Genomic DNA, 22,194 nt, shown 5'->3' with positions numbered 1-22,194 from the left:
CGCCACGGCAACGAGCACAAGTAAATACTGGAGAATAATATGCAAGTTATCCTGCTGGAAAAAGTCGTCAACGTCGGCAATCTGGGCGACGTCGTCAAGGTTAAGGACGGTTACGCACGTAACTTCCTGATCCCGCAAAAAATGGCCCGCCGCGCAACCCAGGCCGCTGTGGCCGAGTTCGAAGTCAAGCGCGCCGAGCTGGAAAAAGCTGCTGCTGAAAAGCTGGCTGCTTCGCAAGCCCAAGGCGAAAAGCTGGGCGGCATGACCATCACCGTCGCTCAAAAAGCCGGCGTCGATGGCCGTCTGTTCGGTTCGGTTACCAACTTCGACATCGCCGAAGCCCTGACCAAGCAAGGTTTCGCAGTCGAAAAGGCGCAAGTGCGCCTGCCGACCGGCCCGCTGAAGACCACCGGCGAACACCCGGTTGCGGTCGCGCTGCACACCGACGTCGTCGTGGAAATCACGATCGCTGTCGTGGGCGAAGCTGCCTAAGTCAAGCTGAATAACAGCTGCTTATGAAGCCATAATCAGTTGTTGTATTCTGGAAAAAGCCGGGTTCGCCCGGCTTTTTTTATGACCCAAAAGTCGCCAATTATTTCAGCCGTGTGACCGGAGCAGGTATAATGCCCGCCATGAATACCCCCGCAGATCCGCAAATCGAATCGCTGCGCATCCCCCCGCACTCCATCGAAGCAGAGCAGTCCGTCATCGGCGGCCTGCTGCGCGATAATGCGGCGTGGGACCGTATTGCCGACTTCATGCACGCGGACGATTTTTATCGTTACGACCACCGCATCATCTTCGAACAGATGGTGCGCCTGATCAACAGCGGCAAGCCTGCCGACGTGATCACCGTCTACGAGGCCATGGTGTCGCTCGGCAAGGCCGAGGACGTCGGCGGCCTCCAGTACCTGAACGCCATGGCGCAAAACACGCCATCGGCCGCCAACATCCGCCGTTACGCCGAGATCGTGCGCGACCGCGGCGTGCTGCGCAAACTCATCACCGTCGCCGACGAAATCTCCGGCAACGCGTTCAATCCGCAAGGCAAGGAAGTCAAGCAGATGCTTGACGAAGCCGAATCGAAGATCTTCGCCATTGCCGAGCAGGGCGCCCGTGGCGCCCAGGGCTGGAATCCGATCCAGCCGCTGCTGACGCAAGTGGTCGAGCGCATCGACGAACTGTATTCGCGCGAAAACCAGGGCGAAATCACCGGCGTGCCGACCGGCTTCATCGACCTCGACCGCATGACCTCGGGCCTGCAGCCGGGCGACCTGGTCATCGTGGCCGGCCGTCCGTCGATGGGCAAGACCGCATTCTCGGTGAACATCGGCGAAAACGTCGCCATCGAAGCGGGCCTGCCGGTTGCCGTGTTCTCGATGGAGATGGGCGGCGCCCAGCTGGCCATGCGTATGCTGGGCTCGGTCGGCCAGCTCGACCAGCACCGCCTGCGTACCGGCCGCCTGAACGACGAGGACTGGCCGCGCCTGACGCACGCGATCCAGAAGATGAACGACGCCCAGCTCTACATCGACGAAACGCCGGCGCTGAACCCGATCGAGATGCGGGCACGCGCGCGCCGCCTGGCGCGCCAGTGTGGCAAGCTCGGCCTTATTATCGTCGACTACCTGCAGTTGATGCAGGGCAGCCAGCCGGGCGACAACCGCGCCGCCGAGATTTCCGAGATCTCGCGTTCGCTGAAGGGCTTGGCGAAAGAGCTCCACTGCCCGGTCATCGCGCTGTCCCAGCTGAACCGCTCGCTGGAACAACGCCCGAACAAACGGCCCGTCATGTCCGACTTGCGCGAATCCGGCGCTATCGAACAGGATGCGGACGTCATCATCTTCCTGTACCGCGACGAGGTGTACAACCCCGATTCGCCGGACAAGGGAACCGCCGAGATCATCATCGGCAAGCAGCGTAACGGTCCGATCGGGGCGATCCGCCTCACCTGGATCGGTCAGTACACCAAGTTTGGCAATTACAGCGGCAACCTCGCCGTCTACCAGGGCGATTAAGCCGATATTGCGCCGCTGCCCGGTACCCGACACCGCAGCGGACTTCGCAGTCCCAAGAGTTTTATCACGGAGAAATACATGTTTGGACGCCTGATGCCCACCGAGGGCAAGTTTTTTGATTTGTTCAACCAGCACGCCGCGCTGTGCGTGAAGGGTGCGCAAGAAATGGTTGGCCTGATGACCAACTTCGACGACCTGGAAAACCGCGTCCACGCCGTCGAAAGCATCGAAAAACAGGCGGACAAGATCACCTACGCCACCGTCGACCTGCTGCACAAGACCTTCATCACCCCGCTCGACCGCGACGACATCCACAAGCTGATCACGCGCATGGACGACATCCTCGACATGATGGAAGACGCCGCGCAAACCATTTCCCTGTACGACCTGCACGCCGTGACCCCGGAAGCCAAGCGCCTGGCCGAGCTGTGCCTGTCGGCCTGCCAGAAGGTCCAGGAAGCCGTGGCCCTGCTGCACGACATGGGCAACGCGCAAAAGATCGTCGCCATCTGCGAAGAAATCGACCGCTTCGAATCCGACGCCGACCACGTGATGCGCGCCGCGATGAGCAAGCTGTTCCGCGACGAGCCGGACGTCCGTAACCTGATCAAGATGAAGGCGATCTACGAGATCCTCGAGACCGTCACCGACCGCTGCGAAGATGTGGCCAACATCATCGAAGGCATCATTGTCGAGAACGCGTAAGCTTCCTTAGAACAAAAATAATTATGGAACATCTCACCATCAGCATTTACGTGCTGGGTATGCTGGTGCTGCTCGCACTGATCTTCGACTTCATGAACGGTTTTCATGATTCGGCGAACGCGATTGCCACCGTCGTCTCGACCGGCGTCCTGAAGCCCCAGTCGGCGGTCGCGATGGCGGCATTCTTCAACTTCGTCGCGATCTTCGTCGTTAACATGAAGGTGGCGCAGACGATCGGCAAGGACATCATCGACCCGCACATCGTCGACCACTACGTGATCTTCGGGGCCCTGGTCGGGGCCATCGTCTGGAACGTGATCACCTGGTACTACGGCATTCCATCGTCGTCCTCGCACGCCCTGATCGGCGGCCTGGTCGGTGCGGCAGTGGCCAAGTCGGGCACCGGCGCGCTGATCTCAGCCGGCCTGTGGAAAGTGGTCGCCTTTATCGTGCTGGCCCCGCTGCTGGGCTTCGTGCTCGGTTCCATCATCATGCTGATCGTGTCCTGGGTGTTCGTGAAGAGCACGCCGCGCAAGGTCGACGTCTGGTTCCGCCGCCTGCAACTGGTGTCGGCGGCCGGCTACTCGCTGGGCCACGGTGGTAACGACGCGCAAAAGACCATGGGTATCATCTGGATGCTGTTGATTGCCGCCGGCTACACCAACGCGGCCGATGCACACCCGCCGGCCTGGGTCATCATCTCCTGCTATGCGGCAATCAGCTTCGGCACGCTGTTCGGCGGCTGGCGCATCGTCAAGACCATGGGCCAGAAGATCACCAAGCTCAAGCCTGTTGGCGGCTTCTGCGCCGAAACCGGCGGCGCCATGACCTTGCTGATGGCGAGCTTCTGGGGCATCCCGGTCTCGACCACCCACACCATCACCGGCGCGATCGTCGGCGTGGGCGCCTCGCAAAAGGCTTCGGCCGTGCGCTGGGGCGTGGCGGGCAACATCGTGTGGGCGTGGATCTTCACCATCCCGGCAGCGGCCTTCGTGGCGGCGATTGCCTGGTGGATTGGTCGTCACATCATGTAAGAGTGCGCTGCGCGCATTGAAATGAAAAACGCCCGGCCAATGTGCCGGGCGTTTTTGTTTTTGCCGTTGATGTTGACGTCGTAGGGTGGGCACTCGTGCCCACGCGGTCTCATCGCATGAAACGCGGCGGCGTCGAATGGAAATCGGTATGCACGCCATCCATTTGTTTGCATACACAATTGCGTATCAGCCGCCGTACCGCGTGGGCACGAGTGCCCACCCTACAAACGCATGGCCGAAAAAAAACCTGCGGGCCGCGAGGCGCGCAGGTTTTTTATCAAAGCACAAACCGCTTACAGCACGTCGCTTGCGTGGTCGGCCAGGCGCGAACGTTCGCCGCGCGCCAGCGTCACGTGGCCGCTGTGCGACCAGCCCTTGAAGCGGTCGACCACATAGGTCAGGCCGCTCGACCCTTCGGTCAGATAAGGCGTGTCGATCTGGGCGATATTGCCCAGGCACAGGATCTTGGTGCCAGGACCGGCACGCGTGACCAGGGTCTTCATCTGCTTCGGCGTCAGGTTCTGCGCCTCGTCGATGATCAGGAACTTGTTCACGAAAGTACGGCCGCGCATGAAGTTGAGCGACTTGATCTTGATGCGCGAGCGGATCAGGTCTTGCGTGGCGGCGCGGCCCCAGTCGCCGGCGTCGTTATCGGACTTGTTCAGCACTTCCAGGTTGTCGTCGAAGGCGCCCATCCACGGCGACATCTTTTCTTCCTCGGTGCCCGGCAGGAAGCCGATGTCTTCGCCCACCGGCACCGTCACGCGGGTAACGATGATCTCGTTGTACTGCTTGGTTTCCAGCACCTGCGCCAGGCCCGCGGCCAGGGCCAGCAGGGTCTTGCCGGTACCGGCCTGGCCGAGCAGGGTGACGAAATCGCATTCCGGATTCATCAAGAGGTTCAGCGCGAAGTTCTGCTCGCGGTTGCGCGCGGTAATGCCCCAGACGCTGTTCTTCGTGTGGCTATAGTCGCGCAGCACCTGCAGCACGGCGGTCTTGCCGTTGATCTCTTTTACCTGCGCCTGGAAGGGCGAATCGTCGGACTCCAGGTAGACGAACTGGTTCACCAGCAGGCTGTTGATGAAGGGGCCGGTCACGCGGTAGAAGGTGGTGCCGTTGCGCGTGTCTTGCCACGACTCCATGTTCTTGCCATGCTTGTCCCAGAAATCGTCCGGCAGCTGGACGATGCCCGAGTACAGCAGATCGGTGTCTTCCAGCACATGGTCGTTGAAGTAATCTTCTGCCGGCAAGGCCAGGGCGCGTGCCTTGATGCGCATGTTGATGTCTTTCGACACCAGCACGATGGCGCGGTCCGGCTGTTCGGCTGCCAGGGCTTTCACGACGCCCAGGATCTGGTTGTCGGCCTTGCCGACCGGCAGGCCTTCCGGCAGGGTGGGGCCATTCTGCAGCTTGGTCTGGAAGAACAGGCGGCCCTTGGCGTCCTTGTTGCCCAGCTTGGCCAGCTCGATGCCGGCTTCGATGGTGTCGTCGTCGATGTCGGCGATCAGGGCGTCCAGGGTGCGCGACACCTGGCGGGCATTGCGGGCAACCTCGGACATGCCTTTCTTGTGGTCGTCGAGTTCCTCGAGCGTCATCATCGGCAGATAGACGTCGTGTTCCTCGAAGCGGAACAGGCAGGTCGGGTCGTGCATCAGCACGTTGGTGTCGAGCACGAAGACCTTGGTCTTGCCGGCACGGTCGGCCTTGCGGCTGGTGGAGGACTTGACGTTGACCTCGACCGGCTTGTGCTTGGCCGGATGCGGCTCGTCCATGTCCGTTTCCTTGAGCTTGGCAACGGTCGCAGGCTGCGATGGGCGCTCGGGTGCAGCCTGGGGTGCGGGTACCGCTGCGAGCGGCGTGGCCTTGCCCTTGCGGGCACGGGTGGACTTGGCGGCAGGGACGGCCTTGCCGCTGATGAGGTCTTCGACAGGATCGGCCTCGACCGGCGCAGCGACGGCGCGCACAGGAGACTTGCCGGGTTCGGCCTTGGGGTATTCGTTTACCGGCAGCAGCGTGGCCGGTTTGCTAGGAATTTTTGGTAGTGGCATCAGGTTCTCAATCTAAAAAAGTGGAGGACGCTCGCGCCAGCGCACCATGAAGGGCGCGCCGCCGGGCGGGTTCTATGCACTGGAAAAATGTTGCGGGGGCGCGGGCCAAGGGAGTAGGGAAACCGCCTTGGCAGGCAGCCAGATTGGAATGATGCTGAGATGAAGCGGTGCGACTCAAAATAAGCGATAAGGGTCCAGCAGGTTGATCGACTGGAGCCATCCGTTCAAGGCTGGCTCTTCACAAATTCCAGCACTTCATCGACGTGATCGGCAACTTTCACGCCACGCCATTCTTTCACCAATCGGCCTTGAGCGTCAACGACAAACGTACTGCGCTCGACCCCGCGTACTTGCTTGCCATACATGTTCTTCATCTTCATGACGCCGAACTGGTTGCACACCAGTTCCTCGGGGTCGGAGATGAGTTCGAAAGGCAGGCCGAGCTTGGATTTGAAGCCTTCGTGCGAACGCAGCGAATCGCGGCTGATGCCGTAGATCTCGGTATTCGCGGCCAGGAATTCGTCGTACTTCTCGCGGAAGGCGATGCTCTCGGTGGTGCAGCCGGGGGTGTTGTCCTTGGGGTAGAAATACAGCACCGTGTACTTCGCGGGACGGCCGCCAAGCTGGAAGGTCTGGTCGCCGGTCATGGCGGCGCTAAAGTTCTCTACGGATGCTGCGCTTGGGCTGTCGGCCACGTGAATTCTCCTGGACTGGTATTGGGCTGGACTTGGAGCCCTCATCATAATCTGCGCCGCTGCCGGGTGGTAGTGCTGATACGTCACCCGGGCGGTGCTCGATGCGCCAGATGGGGGCGAAAGATTGCCTTTCAACCACAATAGTTGGAATTTACACGACGGGGCCAAAGGAGGGGTGTTCGATTGAACGTCGATGCAAAGGATATTTGCATGAAGAACCGCCGATGCAAATATCGTTCACCGGCTATCCGAGGCGCCCGGCAGGATTTACACGGATTTACGCCGGGTCGATGATCAGGGCCAGGGTCACCTTGCGGCCTTCGCCCATCAGCACGTTATAAGTGCGGCAGGCGGCCTGGCTGTCCATGCTTTCGACGCCGGTGCGCTTGTCGGTGAGGCTAGTGATCAGGCGCGGATGCACGAAGCGCTGGCGCTCGCCGGTGCCGAGGATGACGACGTCCGGCTGATCCGCGGCGATCTGCTCGAAATGGGCGGCCGTCAGGTCTTCGAAGCGCTTCACGTCCCAGGCGCGCGGCGGCGTTTCCGGCATCACCAGCAGGCTGTAGTTGAAACGCTCGGCATTGATCTCGACGCCCGAGGCATCGTAGCCGGTCACGGTCTGGTATTGTTGGTTGTCGTCGGAATGCAGCTTCATGGCGTCGGAAAGATAAGCAAAAGAGCCGCCCATTATAAGCCTTCCGTCCCTCCCGCTCTTTTCGCCTGCTCCCGGATGCGTATTGCGTAAATCTGGCGCTTTCGGCAGAATGGTATTTTTCGCACTGCAACATGCGGGCCAATTAAAGGTGACAATTTGCGACCGATTCTGAAATCGAACAAGCTCGACGATGTCTGCTACGAGATCCGCGGCCCCGCACTGCAAAAAGCGCGCGCGATGGAAGACGACGGCCAGAAGATCATCAAGCTCAATATTGGCAACCTGGCCGTCTTCGGTTTCGATCCGCCCGACGAGATCATGCAGGATATGATCCGGAATATGTCCGGCGCCGCCGGCTATACCGATTCCAAGGGCCTGTTCGCGCCGCGCAAGGCGATCATGCACTACACCCAGCAAAAGAAAGTCGCGGGTGTCAGCATCGACGACATTTACCTGGGTAATGGCGCATCGGAACTGATCGTCATGGCCATGCAGGGCCTGCTGAACAATGGCGACGAAGTGCTGGTGCCGGCCCCGGATTATCCGCTGTGGACGGCCGCCGTCAGCCTGGCCGGCGGCGCGCCGGTGCACTACATCTGCGACGAGCAGGCCGACTGGATGCCGGACATCGCCGACATGCGCCGCAAGATCACGCCGAACACGCGCGCGATCGTCGTCATCAACCCGAACAACCCGACCGGCGCCCTGTATCCGCGCGAAATCCTGCTCGAGATCATCGAGCTGGCGCGCCAGCATGGCCTGATCATCTACGCCGACGAAATCTACGACAAGGTGCTGTACGACGGCCATGTGCACGAGTCGATCGCCGCGCTGGCCGACGACGTGCTGTTCGTCACCCTGAACGGCCTGTCGAAGAACTACCGTTCCTGCGGCTACCGCGCCGGCTGGATGGTGGTGTCGGGCGAAAAGCGCCACGCGAAGGACTATATCGAAGGCCTGAACATGCTGGCCTCGATGCGCCTGTGTGCGAATGCGCCGGGGCAGTTTGCGATCCAGACCGCGCTCGGCGGCTACCAGAGCATCGACGACCTGGTGCGTCCTGGCGGGCGCCTGCTGAAGCAGCGCGATCTCGCGTACAAGTTACTGACAGACATTCCGGGTGTGTCCTGCGTCAAGCCAAAAGCGGCGCTCTACATGTTCCCGCGCCTGGACCCGGCGATGTACCCGATCGCCGACGACCAGCAGTTCATCTGCGAGCTGCTGGCGGAGGAAAAGGTCTTGCTGGTGCAGGGCACCGGCTTCAACTGGACTACGCCGGACCATTTCCGGCTGGTCTTCCTGCCCAACTCCGACGACCTGACCGATGCCTGCGGCCGTATCGCCCGCTTCCTCGACGGTTACCGACGACGCCACGCGCGCTGAAACTGACACACTGCTCATGAATCCCATCAAAGTTGGCCTCCTCGGCATCGGCACCGTCGGTGCCGGCACCTTCAACGTCCTGCAACGCAACGGCGAAGACATCCGCCGCCGCGCCGGCCGCGGCATCGAAATCACCATGGTTGCCGCGCGCAACCTCGAACGCGCCGAGCGCCTGACGGAAGGCCGCTGCGAGATCGTCGGCGATCCCTTCCTGGTGGTCGACAATCCCGACATCGACATCGTCGTGGAACTGATCGGCGGCTACGAATTGCCGCGCGAACTGGTGCTGCGCGCCATCGCCAACGGCAAGCACGTGGTCACCGCCAACAAGGCCTTGCTGGCCCTGCACGGCAACGAGATCTTTGCCGCCGCCCAGGAAAAGGGCGTGATGGTCGCCTTCGAGGCGGCCGTGGCTGGCGGCGTGCCCATCATCAAGGCGCTGCGCGAAGGCCTGACCGCCAACCGCATCGAATCGGTGGCCGGCATCATCAACGGCACCACCAACTTCATCCTGTCCGAGATGCGCGACAAGGGCCTGGATTTCCCGACCGTCCTGAAGCAGGCGCAGGAACTCGGCTATGCCGAGCTTGATCCGACCTTCGACATCGAAGGCGTGGACGCGGCGCACAAGCTGACCATCATGTCGGCGATCGCCTTCGGCATCCCGGTGCAGTTCGACAAGGCCCACGTGGAAGGCATCAGCCAGCTGCAGGCCGACGATATCCGTTACGCCGAGGAACTGGGCTACCGCATCAAGCTGCTGGGCATCACCCGCCGCGTGCATACCGATGGCGTCGAGGGCATCGAGCTGCGCGTGCACCCGACCCTGATCCCGGCCACGCGCCTGATCGCAAACGTCGAAGGCGCCATGAACGCGGTGCTGGTGCACGGCGACGCCGTCGGCGCCAGCCTGTATTACGGCAAGGGCGCCGGCTCGGAACCGACCGCATCGAGCGTGATCGCCGACCTGGTGGATGTGACGCGCCTGGCCACGGTCGACCCTTACTGCCGCGTGCCGCACCTGGCCTTCCAGCCGAACCAGATGACCGATGTGGCGATTTTGCCGATGTCGGAAATCACGACCAGCTATTACCTGCGCGTGTACGTGAACGACCAGCTCGGCGTGATGGCCGACCTGACCCGCATCCTGGCTGACGCCGGCATCTCGATCGACGCCGTGCTGCAAAAGGAAACCCGCGGCGACGCCCGCACCGACATCATCATGATCACGCACCAGACGCGCGAAAAGAACGTCGACGCCGCCATTGCGCGCATCGAGGCGCTGGGTTCGGTGGTCGGCAAGGTGATCCGGATCAGGCTCGAGACGCTGAGCTGAGCGGCTGGCTTGCCCAGGCCGCCGCGTCCTAGCAGGGCGGGCGGCCGCTGTCTGTCAGGCTCAGCTCGGCCAGGAATTCGTTATCGAACTCGTCGACGCTGGTGGTAACCGTGGGGGGCGAGGCGCCGTCGTCGTCGAGCGAGGCGGTGGCGAGGTCGAGCAGGTCTTGCTCGATATCGTCGAGCAGCGCATCGGGTGCGCGCTGCTGGAGCTTGGGGAGCTTGGGAGAATTCATCCGAGCATTCTACTCACGCTGCACTGCACAACAAGGTGGACGGGGAGGGCGTTTGCGCTGTCTCAAACGCGTTTTGGCGCCGTCAACCGAACTTCTTTTTAGTGTTGCGCCATACCTTGAGCCGGATACATGGATTGGCGACGCTGCGCTTGCTCGACCTCAATGACCGCGTTCGACACCGTGGCGGCGGTATCGCGCGCTGCTACCAGAAGTATTACTATCAGCGGCTGAATTGCTACACGGGAAATAGTTGTATTCAAGCCTGGCGAGGTATTGTAAATTACACACCGCCATCCGCACCGACGCCTACGAGACCGAAGCATGAGCCAATCGAGCCAGTTTTCCCTGTTGTCCCAACGCCGTTTTTCGCCGTTCTTCTGGACCCAGTTCCTGGGCGCCTTCAACGACAATCTGTTCAAGACGGCGCTGATGGTGGCGCTCACCTATGACGCCCTGTCCTGGACCACGCTCGAACCCGGCTTGCTGAACAACCTGATACCCGGCCTGTTCATCCTGCCCTATGTCGTGTTTTCCGCCACCGCCGGCCAGATTGCCGACAAGGTCGAGAAGGGCAGGCTGTCGCGCTTCGTCAAGCTGCTCGAAGTTGGCATCATGCTGGTGGCCGGCATCGGCTGGATGACCCACACGCTGTGGCTCTTGATCGCCGCCGTGGTCGGCATGGGCGTGCATTCGACCCTGTTCGGGCCGGTAAAGTATGCCTACCTGCCGCAGCACCTGAAGCCGGAAGAGCTGGTCGGCGGCAATGGCGTGATCGAAATGGGCACCTTTGTCGGCATCCTGCTGGGCCAGGTACTCGGCGCCCTGCTCGTGGTGCACAAGCCCTGGGGCATCGAACTGGTAGCTGGCGCCAGCTTCGCGGTGGCGCTGCTCGGCCTGGCGACCAGCTGGCGCATCCCGGCCTCGCCGGCGCCGGCGCCAGAACTGCAGGTCAGCAAGAATTTCATTGCCGAGTCGATTCGCAACCTGCGCTTCTCGGCCCAGAACCGCACCGTGTTCCTGTCCATGCTCGGCAATTCCTGGTTCTGGTTCTACGGCGCCCTGGTGCTGTCGCAATTCCCGCTGTATGCCAAGGATTACCTGCATGGCGACAACAGCGTATTCGTGCTGCTGCTGACGGTGTTTTCGCTGGGCGTCGGCGCCGGCTCGCTGCTGTGCGAAAAATTGTCTGGCCATAAGGTCGAGATCGGCCTGGTGCCGTTCGGTGCGATCGGCCTGTCGGTGTTCGGCATCGATTTGTACTTTGCCAGCCTGGCGTACACGAATACCGCGACGGTCGGCGCGGCGGCCCTGCTGGCGCTGCCGGGCACGCTGCGCATCCTGGCTGACGTGGTGCTGATCGGCGTCTTCGGCGGCCTGTTCATCGTGCCGCTGTTCGCGCTGATCCAGACCCGCTGCGACCCCAAGCACGTGTCGCGCACGATCGCCGGCATGAACATCCTGAACGCGCTGTTCATGGTGGCCGCCGCCGGCGTGGCGATCCTGCTGCTGGGGCAGGGCTTTACGATTCCGCAGATGTTCCTGGTCACCGCGCTGCTGAACGCCCTGGTGGCGTTGTACATCTTCTCGCTGGTGCCGGAATTCCTGATGCGTTTCCTGGCCTGGCTGCTGATCCACACCATCCACCGCGTCAAGACCGTGGACGTCGACCGGATTCCGGACGACGGCCCGGCCGTGCTGGTATGCAACCACGTCAGCTACGTCGACGCGCTGGTGATCGGCGCCGCCAGCCCGCGCCCGATCCGCTTCGTGATGGACCACCGCATCTTCAAGACGCCTTTCCTCGGCTGGATCTTCCGCACCGCCAAGGCGATTCCGATTGCGCCGGCCAAGGAAGATCCTTTCCTGATGGAGCGCGCCTTCATCGACATCGCCGAAGCCCTGCACCAGGGCGACCTGGTCTGCATCTTCCCCGAAGGGAAATTGACGCGCACCGGGGACATGAGTGAATTCCGTGGCGGGATTTCGAAGATCGTCGAGCGCAGCAAGGTGCCGGTGATTCCGATGGCGCTGCGCGGGCTGTGGGGCAGCGTGTTCACGCGCGATCCGGGGAACGTGTTCGAGCGCTCGCTGACGCGCGGCCTGCGCTCGAAACTGGCGCTGGCGGTGGGCGCACCGGTGCCGCCGCAGGAGGCGACGCCGGAGTACCTGTACGAACAGGTGAGCGCGCTGCGCGGAGACTGGAAGTGAGTTTGGAACATGACTCGACTGTGACAAAAACCTAAGACATTTTCCTGTCTCTGGTATAATTGTTGACTAGTCGGGGCGTAGCGCAGCCTGGTAGCGTACGTGCATGGGGTGCACGGGGTCGGAGGTTCGAATCCTCTCGCCCCGACCAAAGAATCAGGGAAAAAGGCCAATCTTCGGATTGGCCTTTTTCTTTTGTGGTCCGGTTTGCCGTACATTCACCTTACAGTTTTTACCTCTGAGTTTTATCTTTGCAAGGTAGCGCCGTGGCGTACGGCATTCGATTCTTGTTGTCCAAGTAATACCATCGTACACTGGGCCATTCTAATGTCCGCAATCGGCCAGGAGCGGACAGTCGTGCAGGTGTGTTTTCTGACGAGTTGATTGAAGAACTGAGGCGCGCCGACATGACCAATTTCGTAGTTTCTGAATTCAACATTCACTCAGCGATGGCGAGATTTCGCTTGGCTAGTCGAGAACTGTTTAACAACTATTTCCGAACGGGCGAGGACGACGACGGAGCTTGGAATGCTCAAGAGCGTTTCTCGCTTCTCGAAGCGCATCTATTCGATGCGCTGGTCGCCATGCCGGCTGGACTGACATGCGGCGCTTACGGAAAGCCACAAACGCAAATCTCGCTCATATTGGCACATGGCGAATTCGCGCCCTGGATGCTAAATCGAGAAACGGCCTCAGGCTACTGGGACCATCCGCAAACCGAGTTCACAGCCGACGCGGTACTTTCGTTTGTTTCCTTCTTTGACTGGGATCTACTGGACCTGATCGACTGGCGATACGTCCGGGTGGTGGTGACAGCTTGGCCAAACCATCCCGAACTTGTAGGCAAGCACGCCCTAATTGAGACAATCTACATACGGTTTAAACGGGCAGAAAGCGTCCTCTAGCTCGGTACGGAACGAATGTACGATCTGCGACGGCTCAGCCTAGGACATAGACTTCCGCATCGGGTCGGGAGACGATCCTCGTGACAGTCTGAGAGTTTGTCAGCTCGGCAACTTGCTATGCTGGCTGACCGACTGCTACCGGCCATAAGCAGACCTTAACGTAGGCAATCAAATGGAATCTAAGACGCGACGAGGTCACGATGCAAGATAATGATTTACGCGTAGGCGTGTTGCTCACAATGCAGGTGGCGCTTCTGGGAGCGGTTGGACCTGATGTTCGGAAGGTTCTGTGCAGATGGAATGCGAGCGAAATTCGGGTTCGCGCTGTCTTCAACGGTCCTATCCGTGAGGACGACGCAGAAGTCATGCTTGAGGTTGAGACCGAAATGATGGCCAGCTTCCCGAACCACGATATTTCGTTGGTCTGTGAGCGGCACGATGCTCCACAACCAGTCCCCATGCGCGACGACGAGCGAGCGGTTTTCGCCCGACGGGAAGTATCTACTTAAAGGCCTTATCCCGTCGTATGAACAGAGTCCGCTTTGGGTCGTTAGCAGCCGTTCAGGTCTTTGTGTCAACTTGGAATCAGGCTGCGCCACGCTGGGTAGTCACCTTTATCGCCTGTTCGCTATCCCTGGGTGTTTATGCAAAAAACCTGGTCGGCGTCACGCCGAAATGGCGCTTGAACATGGCCGCGAACGCGCTCGGGCTGGCATAGCCGCAATCAAGCGCGACGTCGATGATCTTGTCGCCGTTCGCGATCCGCTGCAGCGCATGCAACAGACGCGCCTGCTCGCGCCAGGTGGCGAAGGTCATGCCGGTTTCTTTCACGAACATGCGGTGCAGCGTGCGCTCGGCAACGCCGATCGATGCCGCCCATTCGGCTGCGCTATTGTCCGCCGCCGGGTTGTCGCGCAGTGCGCGGCACAGCTTTCTTAGCCGTCCTTCATCCGGCATCGGCAGGTGCAGTGGCAGCACCGGCGACATGCGGATTTCGTCGAGCAGCAAATCGATCAGGCGGGCGTCGCGGCCCTGCGGTTCCTCGCTTGGTGAAATGTGCACGGCTTCGACCAGCAATTCGCGCAGCAGCGGCGAGACGTTCATCACGCAGCTTTCCAGCGGCAGCGTCGGCACTTTCGCCACGTCGATGTAGGCCGTGCGGATCAGGACGTCGCCGGACATGGTGACGTTGTGGCGCAGGCGCGGCAGCATCCACAATGCGCGGTTCGGCGTGACGACCCAGGAGCCGGCATCGGTGTTCACCAGCATCACGCCTTCGGTCGCATACAGCAATTGCCCGGTCGGATGGGTATGCCAGCCGGTCGAGGTACCCGCCGGCCAGCGGTTTTCCATGACCACGAGCGGGCGGGGCAGGTGGTCGAAGTGCGGATGTTTTTCGGACGGGTGCAAGGGTTTGTTCGAACTGGCCATGGCAGGAATTCTACAGGTGGTGGCAGCTTAGCGGGAGACGGTCACCGCCGGCTGCCCTATGCTTCAGGATTGCGCTAGCTTCCCCTGGATCAGCCGGGCAGGGCGCCGTTCATACTTCGATCTTTCATGACTGCCAAACCTTCCCAACTCGGTACGCCGGATGCTGCGCCGACGTCCCTGACTGCCGAGAAGCCCCACGGCTTCCTGCTGCCCATCGTCGGCGGCGCGGCCGTGGCCCACCTGCTCAACGACATGATCCAGGCCATGCTGCCGGCGATCTTCCCTATGCTCAAAAGCAGCTTCGCGCTGGACTTCGGCCAGATCGGCATCCTGGCCCTGGTCTACCAGATCACGGCTTCGCTGCTGCAGCCCTGGGTCGGCATCTACACCGACAAGCATCCGCAGCCCTGGCTCCTGCCTTCCGGGATGGTGATGACGGCGGTCGGCATTGCTTTACTCGCCACGGCGAACAGCTACCACATGCTGCTGGTGGCGGCGGCCGTGATCGGCATCGGTTCCGCCACCTTCCACCCGGAAGCCTCGCGCATCGCGCGCCTGGGCTCGGGCGGCAAGTTCGGCACCGCGCAGTCGACCTTCCAGGTCGGCGGCAACTCCGGCAGCGCGATCGGCCCGCTGCTGACGGCGGCGATCATCATTCCCCACGGCCAGGGGGCGGTGGCCTGGTTCCTGGTGGTGGCGATTGTCGCCATCCTGGTGCTGACGCGCCTGAGCAACTGGGGCCGCCACCATGGCGCGGCCAAGGCGAAAAGCCTGTCGCAGGGCCAGGGCGCGGGCCTGGACCGTGCCGGCGTGATCCGCGCGGTGGCCGTGATCTGCATCCTGATGTTCGCCAAATTCGTCTACATCGCCTCGTTCACGAACTACTTCACCTTCTACCTGATCGAGCGCTTCCATCTGAGCGTGCAGCACAGCCAGATGTTCCTGTTCATGTTCCTGGCGGCCGTGGCAGCCGGCACCTTTGCCGGCGGACCGGTGGGCGACCGCATCGGCCGCAAGGCGGTGATCTGGATTTCCTTCCTGGGCGTGGCGCCGTTCGCGCTGGCGCTGCCTTACGCGAATCTGTTCTGGACGGCGGTACTCGCGATTGCCATCGGCCTGGCGATGTCGTCGGCCTTTGCCGCGCTGGTGGTGTATGCCCAGGAAGCGGTGCCGGGACGCGTGGGCATGGTGTCGGGCCTGATGTTCGGGCTGATGTTCGGCATCGGCGGCATCGGCGCGGCCGGGCTGGGCGAGCTGGCCGACAAGCACGGCATCGTCTGGGTGTACGGCGTGATTTCCTTCCTGCCGCTGCTGGGCCTGGCGACGGCCTTCCTGCCGAATGCGCGCAAGGCAAACCGAAGCTGAACGGCGGGCTTGATGCGGACTGGGTGGAAACGGTGATTATTTAGCCGCTTCAATAAAGTTCCCTTAACTCATCGGTTTTTTGCGCGGGTTTCGACATCGCGCAATGTTGCTCTCCGCGCGTACCTTGTTTGCAACGGTTAAGCTCGTTAGATTGGGCGTTCCGCCAAACAGCCGCGTTCGCGGTGCTGGCGGCGCACCCAACAACGAGGAGCAAACATGCATTCACTGAACTTGTCCGACCCCGTTCTCCCATCGACGCGCCTGTTCACCCGGATGCGCACCCTGCTGGCCGCCGGCACGCTGGCGCTGGCCAGCCTGGCATTGCCGCTGGGCGCGCAGGCCGACCAGGGCTTGTGGGACCCGAGCCAGCAATGGGTCGGCACCTGGGGCACGGCGCCGGCCGGGCCGCCGCTGCCGGCGCAAACGCAAACTTTCACCGACCAGACCCTGCGCCTGATCGTGCACACCAGCATCGGCGGCAAGCAGGTGCGCATCCGTGTGTCGAATGAACTCGGCAGCACGCCCCTGCGCATCGGCGCCGCTCACATCGCACTGCGCCAGGCCGGCGCCGACATCGTGGCCGGTAGCGACCGTGCGCTGACCTTTAGCGGATCGACCTCGATCACGGTGCCGGCCGGGGCGCCAGTGCTGTCCGACCCGGTCGACCTCGACGTGCCGGCCCTGGGCGACCTCGCCGTCAGCCTTTACCTGCCGGGCGAAGTCCAGGCCACCACCATCCACGGCTCGGCCTTCCAGACGAATTACGTTTCGCTGCCGGGCAATTTCACTGCCGCGGCCACGCTGCCGACCCAGCGCACCATCACCTCCTGGCCCTTCCTGACCGAAGTCGACGTCAGCGCCCCGGGTGCCGGCGCGATTGTTGCCCTGGGCGATTCGATTACCGATGGCGCGGTGACCACCGTCGACGCCAACCGCCGCTGGCCCGACCTGCTGGCGCTGCGGCTGCAGACCACGCGCGATGCCGCGACCGGCGGCGCCAGCACAAATACCGCCGCAGGCATGAATAGTGGTGCCAGCACGCGCATGAATGCCAGCGCCAATACCAACGCAGGCAAGGGCGCCGTCCAGGCCATACCGGGCGCCGTGGCGCCGGCACTGCGCGCGCTGAACAGCCGCCTGGGCGTGGTGAACCGTGGCATCGGCGGCGACCGCCTGCTGCGCGATCCCGGCGAGCAGCCGTTGTTCGGCCGCGCTGCCCTGGTGCGCTTCGACCGCGACGTACTGGCCACCAGCGGCGTGCGCCATTTGATCGTCCTGATCGGCATCAACGACATCGGCCATCCGGGCACCGGCACCATCCCGGTCACGGAAACCGTGACGGCGCAGGACCTGATCGCCGGCTACCGGCAATTGATCGCGCGCGCCCATGCCAAGGGCATTCCGGTCTACGGCGCGACGCTGACGCCGTTCGAGGGCACGGTCTTCCCCGGCTATTACTCGCCCGAGAAGGAAGCCGTGCGCCAGGCCGTGAACAACTGGATCCGCAGCGGCGACGAATTCGACGCCGTGATCGACTTCGACCGCGCCGTGCGCGACCCGGCCAACCCGACGCGCATGCTGCCGGCCTACGACAGCGGCGACCACCTGCACCCGAACGACCTGGGCATGCAGGCGATGGCGAATGCGATTCCGCTCGAGTTGTTCCGTTCGAGCGGGGCGGCTTTGGCGCCGGCCGGGCAGAAGCTGCGCAAATAGTCGGCCCGGGATACGCGGTCGGGATGTGCAGCCCGCATACGGCCTGAATATGCGCAGGTACGCGCACTTACGCGCACATACGCGCACATACGCGCTGCAGGCAGGTGGCGTGACCAGGCGTTGGCGGTGCGCCGGGCAAAGGGCCCGAGGATCATGAAACCATGCGCATCTCCTTTCGCCGATATGGCTCGGTCTGCTTGAGCAGGCTGGCGATCGCGTCCACCACCTGACCTGGCGCCAGTTTTTCCAGGCAGTCGTGGTGGCCATGCAGGCGGATGCTGCGTTCGCAGTGGCGGCAGTCGGCGTCGTGGTTCAGCACGCGGCTCGGCACGCGCCAGGGCGTGTGCCGGGGATTGGTCAGCGCGCACAGGTCGACTACCGGGGCGCCGACCGCCGCGGCAAGGTGGGCGGGGCCGTTGTTGTTGCTCACCACCAGCGAGGCCTGGGACAGCAGCGCGCCGAGTTCGCCGATATGCAATTGCCCGGCGAATGAGTGGACCGGGGCGCCGCCTGACTCCCTGGCGGGCGCCACGATCTGCGCGATCTGCGCGGCCTCGTGCGGCGCACCGGTAAAGACCAGCGGACACTTGACGCGTTCGCCCAGTTCCCGCACCAGGGTCTGCCAGTGATGCGGCGGATAGCGGCGCGACGGGGCGCTGGCGCCGGGATGCAGCACCAGCCAGCGCCCATCCGGATCGATGCCGGCTTGCCGCAACCTGCCGCGTACCGCATCGATGTCGGCGGGCACGGGGGTGAACGCCAGCCGCTCGTCCGCAATCTCGGCGCCGACGTGGCGCACCAGGTCGAGCTGGCGCTGCACTTCGTGGCGCACCATGGCGCCCGGTTCCGGGTCGGCGATCCAGTCGCTCAACAGCTGGTACGGCTTTTCGCGGCAATAGGCCAGGCGCAAGGGGATGCCGGCGAGCTGGCACAGCAAGGCGGCCGGCAGCGCGCTCTGGCTATAGGAGGTAAGGATCACGGCAGCGTCGAAGCCTTGCCCGGCCAGCGTGGCGATCCAGTCTCGGTGCTGTTCGGGCCGCAGGTCGGCGCTGCTTTTCATCCACGGCGCCTCGTAGGCGATGGCGGCGTCGACATCGTCGAGGTAGGGCGCCAGCGCCGCGCCGGCGGGCGAAGTCAGCAGCGTCAGGCGGCGCTCGGGGTGCTGGGCACGCAGCGCGCGCATGGCGGGCGTGCACATCAGCACGTCGCCGAGCGCGTCGAGGCGCACGCACAGCACGTGCCGGGCCTGGGTCCAGAGGTGTGTCATTCGTTCTCGTGGCTGGCGATGAGTACGGCGGCCGCGTACAGGTCGGGCGCCATGCGGGTGGGGATACGGCGCGGACCGAGGTGCCATTCGCTTTCGTTGCCGTTGTCGAGCAGGATGGTGCGGCAGCCGGCGCGGTTGCCTGCTTCGACATCGTGCAGGATGTCGCCGATCATCCAGGACGAGCGCAAATCGACGCCGTGCTCGACTGCCGCTTTCAGCAGTAAGCCCGGCAATGGCTTGCGGCAGTGGCACTCGATGGCATACGGCGCCACCGTGCCGCCGGGATGGTGCGGGCAATAGTAAAAGCCGTCGAGCACCAGGTTTTCGCGGAACAGCAGGTCGGCGATACGGTCGCCGACCGCATGCATGGCATCTTCCGGAAAACGGCCTTCGGCAATGCCGGACTGGTTGCTGACCACGAACAGGCGGTAGTCGAGTTTCACCAGCAGGCGCAATGCCGGGCCGGCGCCGGCGGCCAGGCGGATGCGGCGCGGTTCCACGTTGTACGGCAGCTTGTCGATCAGCGTGCCGTCCTTGTCGAGAAAGATCGCTTTCATGTCAGGGCCAGGTGGTGTCGTTCATCGTCAACAGCGCCGCTTCTTGCGTCTTTTCCTGCATCACTGCCATGTCTGCTCCTCATCATTGGGCGTTTCGCGAATGCGGGTGGACCTGGGGCACGCAGCCTCGCGCTAGCTGCCGGTGACCTGGCGCAGGGCGGCGTCCCAGTCGGCGCTGAAGCGCTCGATCGAGAAGCGTTCCTGTGCGCGGCGGCGGCCGGCCTGGCCGATGTCGCGTGCCAGCGAAGGACTGCGCAGCAGCTCGCGCATGCATTCGGCCAGGCGCGCGAAGCGGGTGTCGGAATAGCCGTTGGCGCCGTCCTCGATGACGGTGGCCATTTCGGCGGTGGCAAAGGCCACCACGGGGATGCCGGTCATCATGGCCTCGATCACGGCCAGGCCCAGGCTGGCGTAGCGGATCGGGCTGAACAGGAAGCGGTAATGCGATGCAAAGGCCGGCAACTGCGCATGCGGGATGTTGCCGATGCCGCCCAGCTCTTCGGCCGCCATGCCGACCAGGTCGAGCGGCAGTTCGGCGCGCGCGCGCAGGAACAAATCGGCCCCCATGCGCCGCCCGCGCCGGCCCAGGTGATTGCTGATGACCAGGCCGCGCTCGAGCTCGCCGCGGTAGCGCACGTTGTCGGGCACCAGCACGCCGTGCTCGATGACGGTGGTGGGCGTGCGGCCGTTGTCCCACATGAGCTCGTTGAAGGGCGTGACGTGCACCAGCAGCACGTTCGGGTCGTCGACCGGGTGCGGGGTGTCGCTGGGGTGGGCGCGCGGCGGATCGTGTTCGAGGTAGATGCGCGGCAGCGCGCGCTGGGCGGGCGTGAGGAAGGCGTACTGGTCCTTTTCCCATTGGTGGTCGTCCTGGAACAGGATGCAGTCGAATTCCTGGCCGCGCACCTGCGCCACCGGCAGGTCGTGCACGTTGTCGCCCCAGGGCAGGTGGCCGCAGCGGCCGCCGTAGCCGGGCGGGCGGCCCGGCATGGAGAGGACGTAGAAGTCGTGCGGCGCCTGCGACAGGTAGTACAGATAGCTGCCGTGGGTATGCCAGGTCAGGACCTTGAGTCGGCGCATAGACACCTCAGGTGAAGCGGACGCGGTAACGGACGGCGCCGGCCAGGCGCCAGAACACCGTCAGCGGAGGAATCAGGGCCGAGGTGACGATCATCTCGGCGATATGGGAGGCGGTTTTCGCGGTGCCGCGCAGGCGCTGCAGGCACAGGCGCGCGGTGAGCCCGAGCCAGGCCAGGCCGGCCACGCCGAACACAACCGCGCTGCCCGCCAGCCAGCCGGCCAGGGCCAGCAGCAGGGCCGCCAGCGCGAGGTAATGGTCCCAGCGCGGCGCCGGTTCCACCTTGGCGCGGTACAGGCCGGGATGCTTCTTGTAGAGCAGGGCGTCGAACACGGCGCGCCGCGTGTGCAGCAGGCTCACGCCCCAGGGGGCCGGGCGCAGCGGATGCACCACCAGCGCCTGCGGCGCCCGCACGATGCGCGCCTCGATGCCGAGCAGGCGGAAGTGCAGGTCGGAATCCTCACGGCAGGGTTCGGTGAAGCGCTCGTCGAAGCCATCGAGACGTTCGAGGATGCTCTTGCGGCAGAAGCAGTTGGCGGCCACGAATTCGGCGGTTTCGAGCTGGCGCGCGGTGCGTTGGTAGTCGGTGGGCGTGGCCGGCAGCGGCATTTCCACGCGCCCGCAGAGGACGTCGACGTGTTCGCCGAAGGCGGCCAGGCCCTGGGCCAGCCAGGTGGGCGAGGGCACGGTGTCGTCGTCGGTAAAGGCGATGATGGAGGCCTGGGCCGTGCGCCAGCCGAGGTTGCGCGCCGCCGCCGGGCCGTGCTGGCCGGAATTGGCGATGTACACGAGGCGCGGCCCGCGCTCGACGGTGCGGGCGCGCCAGCCCGCCACCAGATGCAGGGTGTTGTGGTTCGGTTCGTCGTCGACGACGATGATTTCGTAGCTGGCCGCGGGCAGGGTCTGGCGGCTGAGGGCGTCGAGGCAGCGGTCGAGCAGGTCCATGCGGCCGCAGGTGGGCACCACGACCGAGACGGCAACCGCCATCCCGAGCGGCGGCCCGACACCGGTGCCGACGGTTCCCGCATTTGTTTCGTGCATGCTCGCCTCCCTGTGTTGAAAGACCGACTTGCCTGATTCAACCTGCCTGATTGATCCGGCGGTCCGCATCGACCCGGCGCAGCCAGTGCGGCGCCATGTCCTTGTCCATCCGCTGTTGCAGCAGCCTTCGCCTTGCGGTCCATGACGACGATGAGGCCGGCATTGACGCTAGTGGAGAGGCGGTGCGCAATCAGGGTGGTTCGATTCCGCGACAAACGGCCGAGTTCCTGCGTGATGGCCTGTTCTGAATCTGAATCAAGGGCCGACGTCGCCTCGTCGAATCAGGATTGGCGGGCCCTTCAGGACGGCGCGAGCGATCGCGGTGCGTTGCTTTTCGCCGCCGGAAATGTTCACGCCGCGTACTCCGACGGGCGTGGGGAGCCGCAGCGCGTTTTGACCAGAAAAGAACCGCGGTAGAAGGTCGGCACTGTTGCGCAAAGCCGCCATATCAGCGGGCTGCGACGTGCACAAGCACGCACATCATTTCACAATATTTCTTCGAGTGAGAGAGATTAGTCCT

General features: G+C 63.4%; 20 protein-coding genes, 1 tRNA gene and 1 pseudogene. 12 read left to right on the top strand and 10 right to left on the bottom strand.

All coding sequences use genetic code 11. From position 1 onward, the window contains the following. Positions 1-39 precede the first annotated feature (39 nt). The 4 genes from rplI to ACWYRN_RS02375 all read left to right on the top strand — a co-directional run bounded on the left by rplI (position 40) and on the right by ACWYRN_RS02375 (position 3,757). Complete coding sequence (gene rplI / locus ACWYRN_RS02390) at positions 40-492, top strand: 50S ribosomal protein L9 (protein ID WP_229438930.1); 453 nt, start codon at positions 40-42, stop codon at positions 490-492. Positions 493-632: 140 nt separating this feature from the next. Further along, complete coding sequence (locus ACWYRN_RS02385; RefSeq protein ID WP_229438931.1) at positions 633-2,018, top strand: replicative DNA helicase; 1,386 nt, start codon at positions 633-635, stop codon at positions 2,016-2,018. Positions 2,019-2,096: 78 nt separating this feature from the next. Further along, on the top strand, positions 2,097-2,723 hold the full coding sequence (locus tag ACWYRN_RS02380; RefSeq protein WP_229438932.1) for a DUF47 domain-containing protein: 627 nt from the start codon (positions 2,097-2,099) through the stop codon (positions 2,721-2,723). A gap of 23 nt (positions 2,724-2,746) precedes the next feature. Further along, complete coding sequence (locus tag ACWYRN_RS02375; protein WP_229438933.1) at positions 2,747-3,757, top strand: inorganic phosphate transporter; 1,011 nt, start codon at positions 2,747-2,749, stop codon at positions 3,755-3,757. A gap of 293 nt (positions 3,758-4,050) precedes the next feature. Here the strand turns inward: ACWYRN_RS02375 and ACWYRN_RS02370 are convergent, their stop codons facing one another. The 3 genes from ACWYRN_RS02370 to ACWYRN_RS02360 all read right to left on the bottom strand — a co-directional run bounded on the left by ACWYRN_RS02370 (position 4,051) and on the right by ACWYRN_RS02360 (position 7,155). After that, positions 4,051-5,805, bottom strand: coding sequence for a PhoH family protein (locus tag ACWYRN_RS02370; RefSeq protein WP_488690960.1), 1,755 nt, complete (start codon positions 5,803-5,805; stop codon positions 4,051-4,053). A gap of 224 nt (positions 5,806-6,029) precedes the next feature. Continuing rightward, positions 6,030-6,452, bottom strand: a complete 423-nt coding sequence (locus ACWYRN_RS02365) for a peroxiredoxin (RefSeq protein ID WP_488692763.1) — start codon at positions 6,450-6,452, stop codon at positions 6,030-6,032. A gap of 325 nt (positions 6,453-6,777) precedes the next feature. Next, positions 6,778-7,155, bottom strand: a complete 378-nt coding sequence (locus ACWYRN_RS02360; protein ID WP_488692762.1) for an Mth938-like domain-containing protein — start codon at positions 7,153-7,155, stop codon at positions 6,778-6,780. A gap of 156 nt (positions 7,156-7,311) precedes the next feature. Between ACWYRN_RS02360 and ACWYRN_RS02355 the strand changes: the two genes are divergently transcribed. Together ACWYRN_RS02355 and ACWYRN_RS02350 are read left to right on the top strand one after the other, a co-directional pair. Next, on the top strand, positions 7,312-8,538 hold the full coding sequence (locus ACWYRN_RS02355; protein ID WP_488690959.1) for a pyridoxal phosphate-dependent aminotransferase: 1,227 nt from the start codon (positions 7,312-7,314) through the stop codon (positions 8,536-8,538). Between the two features lie 16 nt (positions 8,539-8,554). Beyond that, positions 8,555-9,874, top strand: coding sequence for a homoserine dehydrogenase (locus ACWYRN_RS02350; protein ID WP_488690958.1), 1,320 nt, complete (start codon positions 8,555-8,557; stop codon positions 9,872-9,874). 28 nt (positions 9,875-9,902) lie between these two features. Here ACWYRN_RS02350 and ACWYRN_RS02345 read toward each other — a convergent pair whose 3' ends face one another. Continuing rightward, entirely contained in the window at positions 9,903-10,109 is a 207-nt protein-coding gene (locus ACWYRN_RS02345; protein WP_488690957.1) for a hypothetical protein, read from the bottom strand. A gap of 321 nt (positions 10,110-10,430) precedes the next feature. Here ACWYRN_RS02345 and ACWYRN_RS02340 point away from each other — a divergent pair, with 321 nt between their 5' ends. The 4 genes from ACWYRN_RS02340 (at position 10,431) to ACWYRN_RS02325 (ending at position 13,728) form a co-directional block, all read left to right on the top strand. Continuing rightward, a complete protein-coding gene (locus ACWYRN_RS02340) occupies positions 10,431-12,317 on the top strand; it encodes an MFS transporter (protein ID WP_488690956.1) in 1,887 nt (628 codons plus the stop codon). Between the two features lie 71 nt (positions 12,318-12,388). Then, positions 12,389-12,465, top strand: a tRNA-Pro gene (locus ACWYRN_RS02335). A gap of 256 nt (positions 12,466-12,721) precedes the next feature. Continuing rightward, entirely contained in the window at positions 12,722-13,219 is a 498-nt protein-coding gene (locus ACWYRN_RS02330) for a hypothetical protein (protein WP_488690955.1), read from the top strand. Positions 13,220-13,419: 200 nt separating this feature from the next. Further along, the gene (locus ACWYRN_RS02325; RefSeq protein WP_488690954.1) at positions 13,420-13,728 is read left to right on the top strand and encodes a MafI2 family immunity protein; all 309 of its coding nucleotides are present in this window, start codon (positions 13,420-13,422) and stop codon (positions 13,726-13,728) included. Positions 13,729-13,861: 133 nt separating this feature from the next. Here the strand turns inward: ACWYRN_RS02325 and ACWYRN_RS02320 are convergent, their stop codons facing one another. Further along, entirely contained in the window at positions 13,862-14,650 is a 789-nt protein-coding gene (locus tag ACWYRN_RS02320) for an AraC family transcriptional regulator (RefSeq protein ID WP_488690953.1), read from the bottom strand. 126 nt (positions 14,651-14,776) lie between these two features. Here ACWYRN_RS02320 and ACWYRN_RS02315 point away from each other — a divergent pair, with 126 nt between their 5' ends. Both ACWYRN_RS02315 and ACWYRN_RS02310 read left to right on the top strand, forming a co-directional pair. Then, positions 14,777-16,015, top strand: a complete 1,239-nt coding sequence (locus ACWYRN_RS02315) for an MFS transporter (RefSeq protein ID WP_488690952.1) — start codon at positions 14,777-14,779, stop codon at positions 16,013-16,015. Positions 16,016-16,231: 216 nt separating this feature from the next. After that, positions 16,232-17,731, top strand: a complete 1,500-nt coding sequence (locus tag ACWYRN_RS02310; protein WP_488690951.1) for an SGNH/GDSL hydrolase family protein — start codon at positions 16,232-16,234, stop codon at positions 17,729-17,731. A gap of 151 nt (positions 17,732-17,882) precedes the next feature. Here ACWYRN_RS02310 and ACWYRN_RS02305 read toward each other — a convergent pair whose 3' ends face one another. The 5 genes and pseudogenes from ACWYRN_RS02305 to ACWYRN_RS02285 all read right to left on the bottom strand — a co-directional run. Next, a complete protein-coding gene (locus ACWYRN_RS02305) occupies positions 17,883-18,998 on the bottom strand; it encodes a glycosyltransferase family 9 protein (RefSeq protein WP_488690950.1) in 1,116 nt (371 codons plus the stop codon). Continuing rightward, the gene (locus tag ACWYRN_RS02300; RefSeq protein ID WP_488690949.1) at positions 18,995-19,555 is read right to left on the bottom strand and encodes a D-glycero-alpha-D-manno-heptose-1,7-bisphosphate 7-phosphatase; all 561 of its coding nucleotides are present in this window, start codon (positions 19,553-19,555) and stop codon (positions 18,995-18,997) included. Before ACWYRN_RS02300 ends, ACWYRN_RS02305 begins: the two co-directional genes overlap by 4 nt. A gap of 132 nt (positions 19,556-19,687) precedes the next feature. Further along, entirely contained in the window at positions 19,688-20,641 is a 954-nt protein-coding gene (locus ACWYRN_RS02295; RefSeq protein ID WP_488690948.1) for a glycosyltransferase family 4 protein, read from the bottom strand. 1 nt (position 20,642) lies between these two features. Continuing rightward, entirely contained in the window at positions 20,643-21,674 is a 1,032-nt protein-coding gene (locus ACWYRN_RS02290; protein WP_488690947.1) for a glycosyltransferase family 2 protein, read from the bottom strand. Positions 21,675-21,811: 137 nt separating this feature from the next. Further along, positions 21,812-22,049: pseudogene (locus ACWYRN_RS02285) on the bottom strand (ATP-binding cassette domain-containing protein); the annotation flags it as partial. Between the last annotated feature and the right edge of the window lie 145 nt (positions 22,050-22,194).

The organism is Massilia sp. BAP21 (assembly GCF_057801335.1).
This window is presented reverse-complemented; position numbering and strand designations above follow the sequence as displayed.

Bases quoted from the DNA above. Each gene is read 5' to 3' on its own strand.
- ACWYRN_RS02365 (WP_488692763.1), bottom strand. From the start codon at position 6,452: ATGACCGGCGACCAGACCTTCCAGCTTGGCGGCCGTCCCGCGAAGTAC.
- ACWYRN_RS02375 (WP_229438933.1), top strand. From the start codon at position 2,747: ATGGAACATCTCACCATCAGCATTTACGTGCTGGGTATGCTGGTGCTG.
- ACWYRN_RS02315 (WP_488690952.1), top strand. From the start codon at position 14,777: ATGACTGCCAAACCTTCCCAACTCGGTACGCCGGATGCTGCGCCGACG.
- ACWYRN_RS02290 (WP_488690947.1), bottom strand. From the start codon at position 21,674: ATGCACGAAACAAATGCGGGAACCGTCGGCACCGGTGTCGGGCCGCCG.
- ACWYRN_RS02350 (WP_488690958.1), top strand. From the start codon at position 8,555: ATGAATCCCATCAAAGTTGGCCTCCTCGGCATCGGCACCGTCGGTGCC.
- ACWYRN_RS02320 (WP_488690953.1), bottom strand. From the start codon at position 14,650: ATGGCCAGTTCGAACAAACCCTTGCACCCGTCCGAAAAACATCCGCAC.
- rplI (WP_229438930.1), top strand. From the start codon at position 40: ATGCAAGTTATCCTGCTGGAAAAAGTCGTCAACGTCGGCAATCTGGGC.
- ACWYRN_RS02360 (WP_488692762.1), bottom strand. From the start codon at position 7,155: ATGAAGCTGCATTCCGACGACAACCAACAATACCAGACCGTGACCGGC.
- ACWYRN_RS02325 (WP_488690954.1), top strand. From the start codon at position 13,420: ATGCAAGATAATGATTTACGCGTAGGCGTGTTGCTCACAATGCAGGTG.
- ACWYRN_RS02310 (WP_488690951.1), top strand. From the start codon at position 16,232: ATGCATTCACTGAACTTGTCCGACCCCGTTCTCCCATCGACGCGCCTG.
- ACWYRN_RS02340 (WP_488690956.1), top strand. From the start codon at position 10,431: ATGAGCCAATCGAGCCAGTTTTCCCTGTTGTCCCAACGCCGTTTTTCG.
- ACWYRN_RS02380 (WP_229438932.1), top strand. From the start codon at position 2,097: ATGTTTGGACGCCTGATGCCCACCGAGGGCAAGTTTTTTGATTTGTTC.
- ACWYRN_RS02385 (WP_229438931.1), top strand. From the start codon at position 633: ATGAATACCCCCGCAGATCCGCAAATCGAATCGCTGCGCATCCCCCCG.
- ACWYRN_RS02330 (WP_488690955.1), top strand. From the start codon at position 12,722: ATGACCAATTTCGTAGTTTCTGAATTCAACATTCACTCAGCGATGGCG.
- ACWYRN_RS02370 (WP_488690960.1), bottom strand. From the start codon at position 5,805: ATGCCACTACCAAAAATTCCTAGCAAACCGGCCACGCTGCTGCCGGTA.
- ACWYRN_RS02345 (WP_488690957.1), bottom strand. From the start codon at position 10,109: ATGAATTCTCCCAAGCTCCCCAAGCTCCAGCAGCGCGCACCCGATGCG.
- ACWYRN_RS02305 (WP_488690950.1), bottom strand. From the start codon at position 18,998: ATGACACACCTCTGGACCCAGGCCCGGCACGTGCTGTGCGTGCGCCTC.
- ACWYRN_RS02300 (WP_488690949.1), bottom strand. From the start codon at position 19,555: ATGAAAGCGATCTTTCTCGACAAGGACGGCACGCTGATCGACAAGCTG.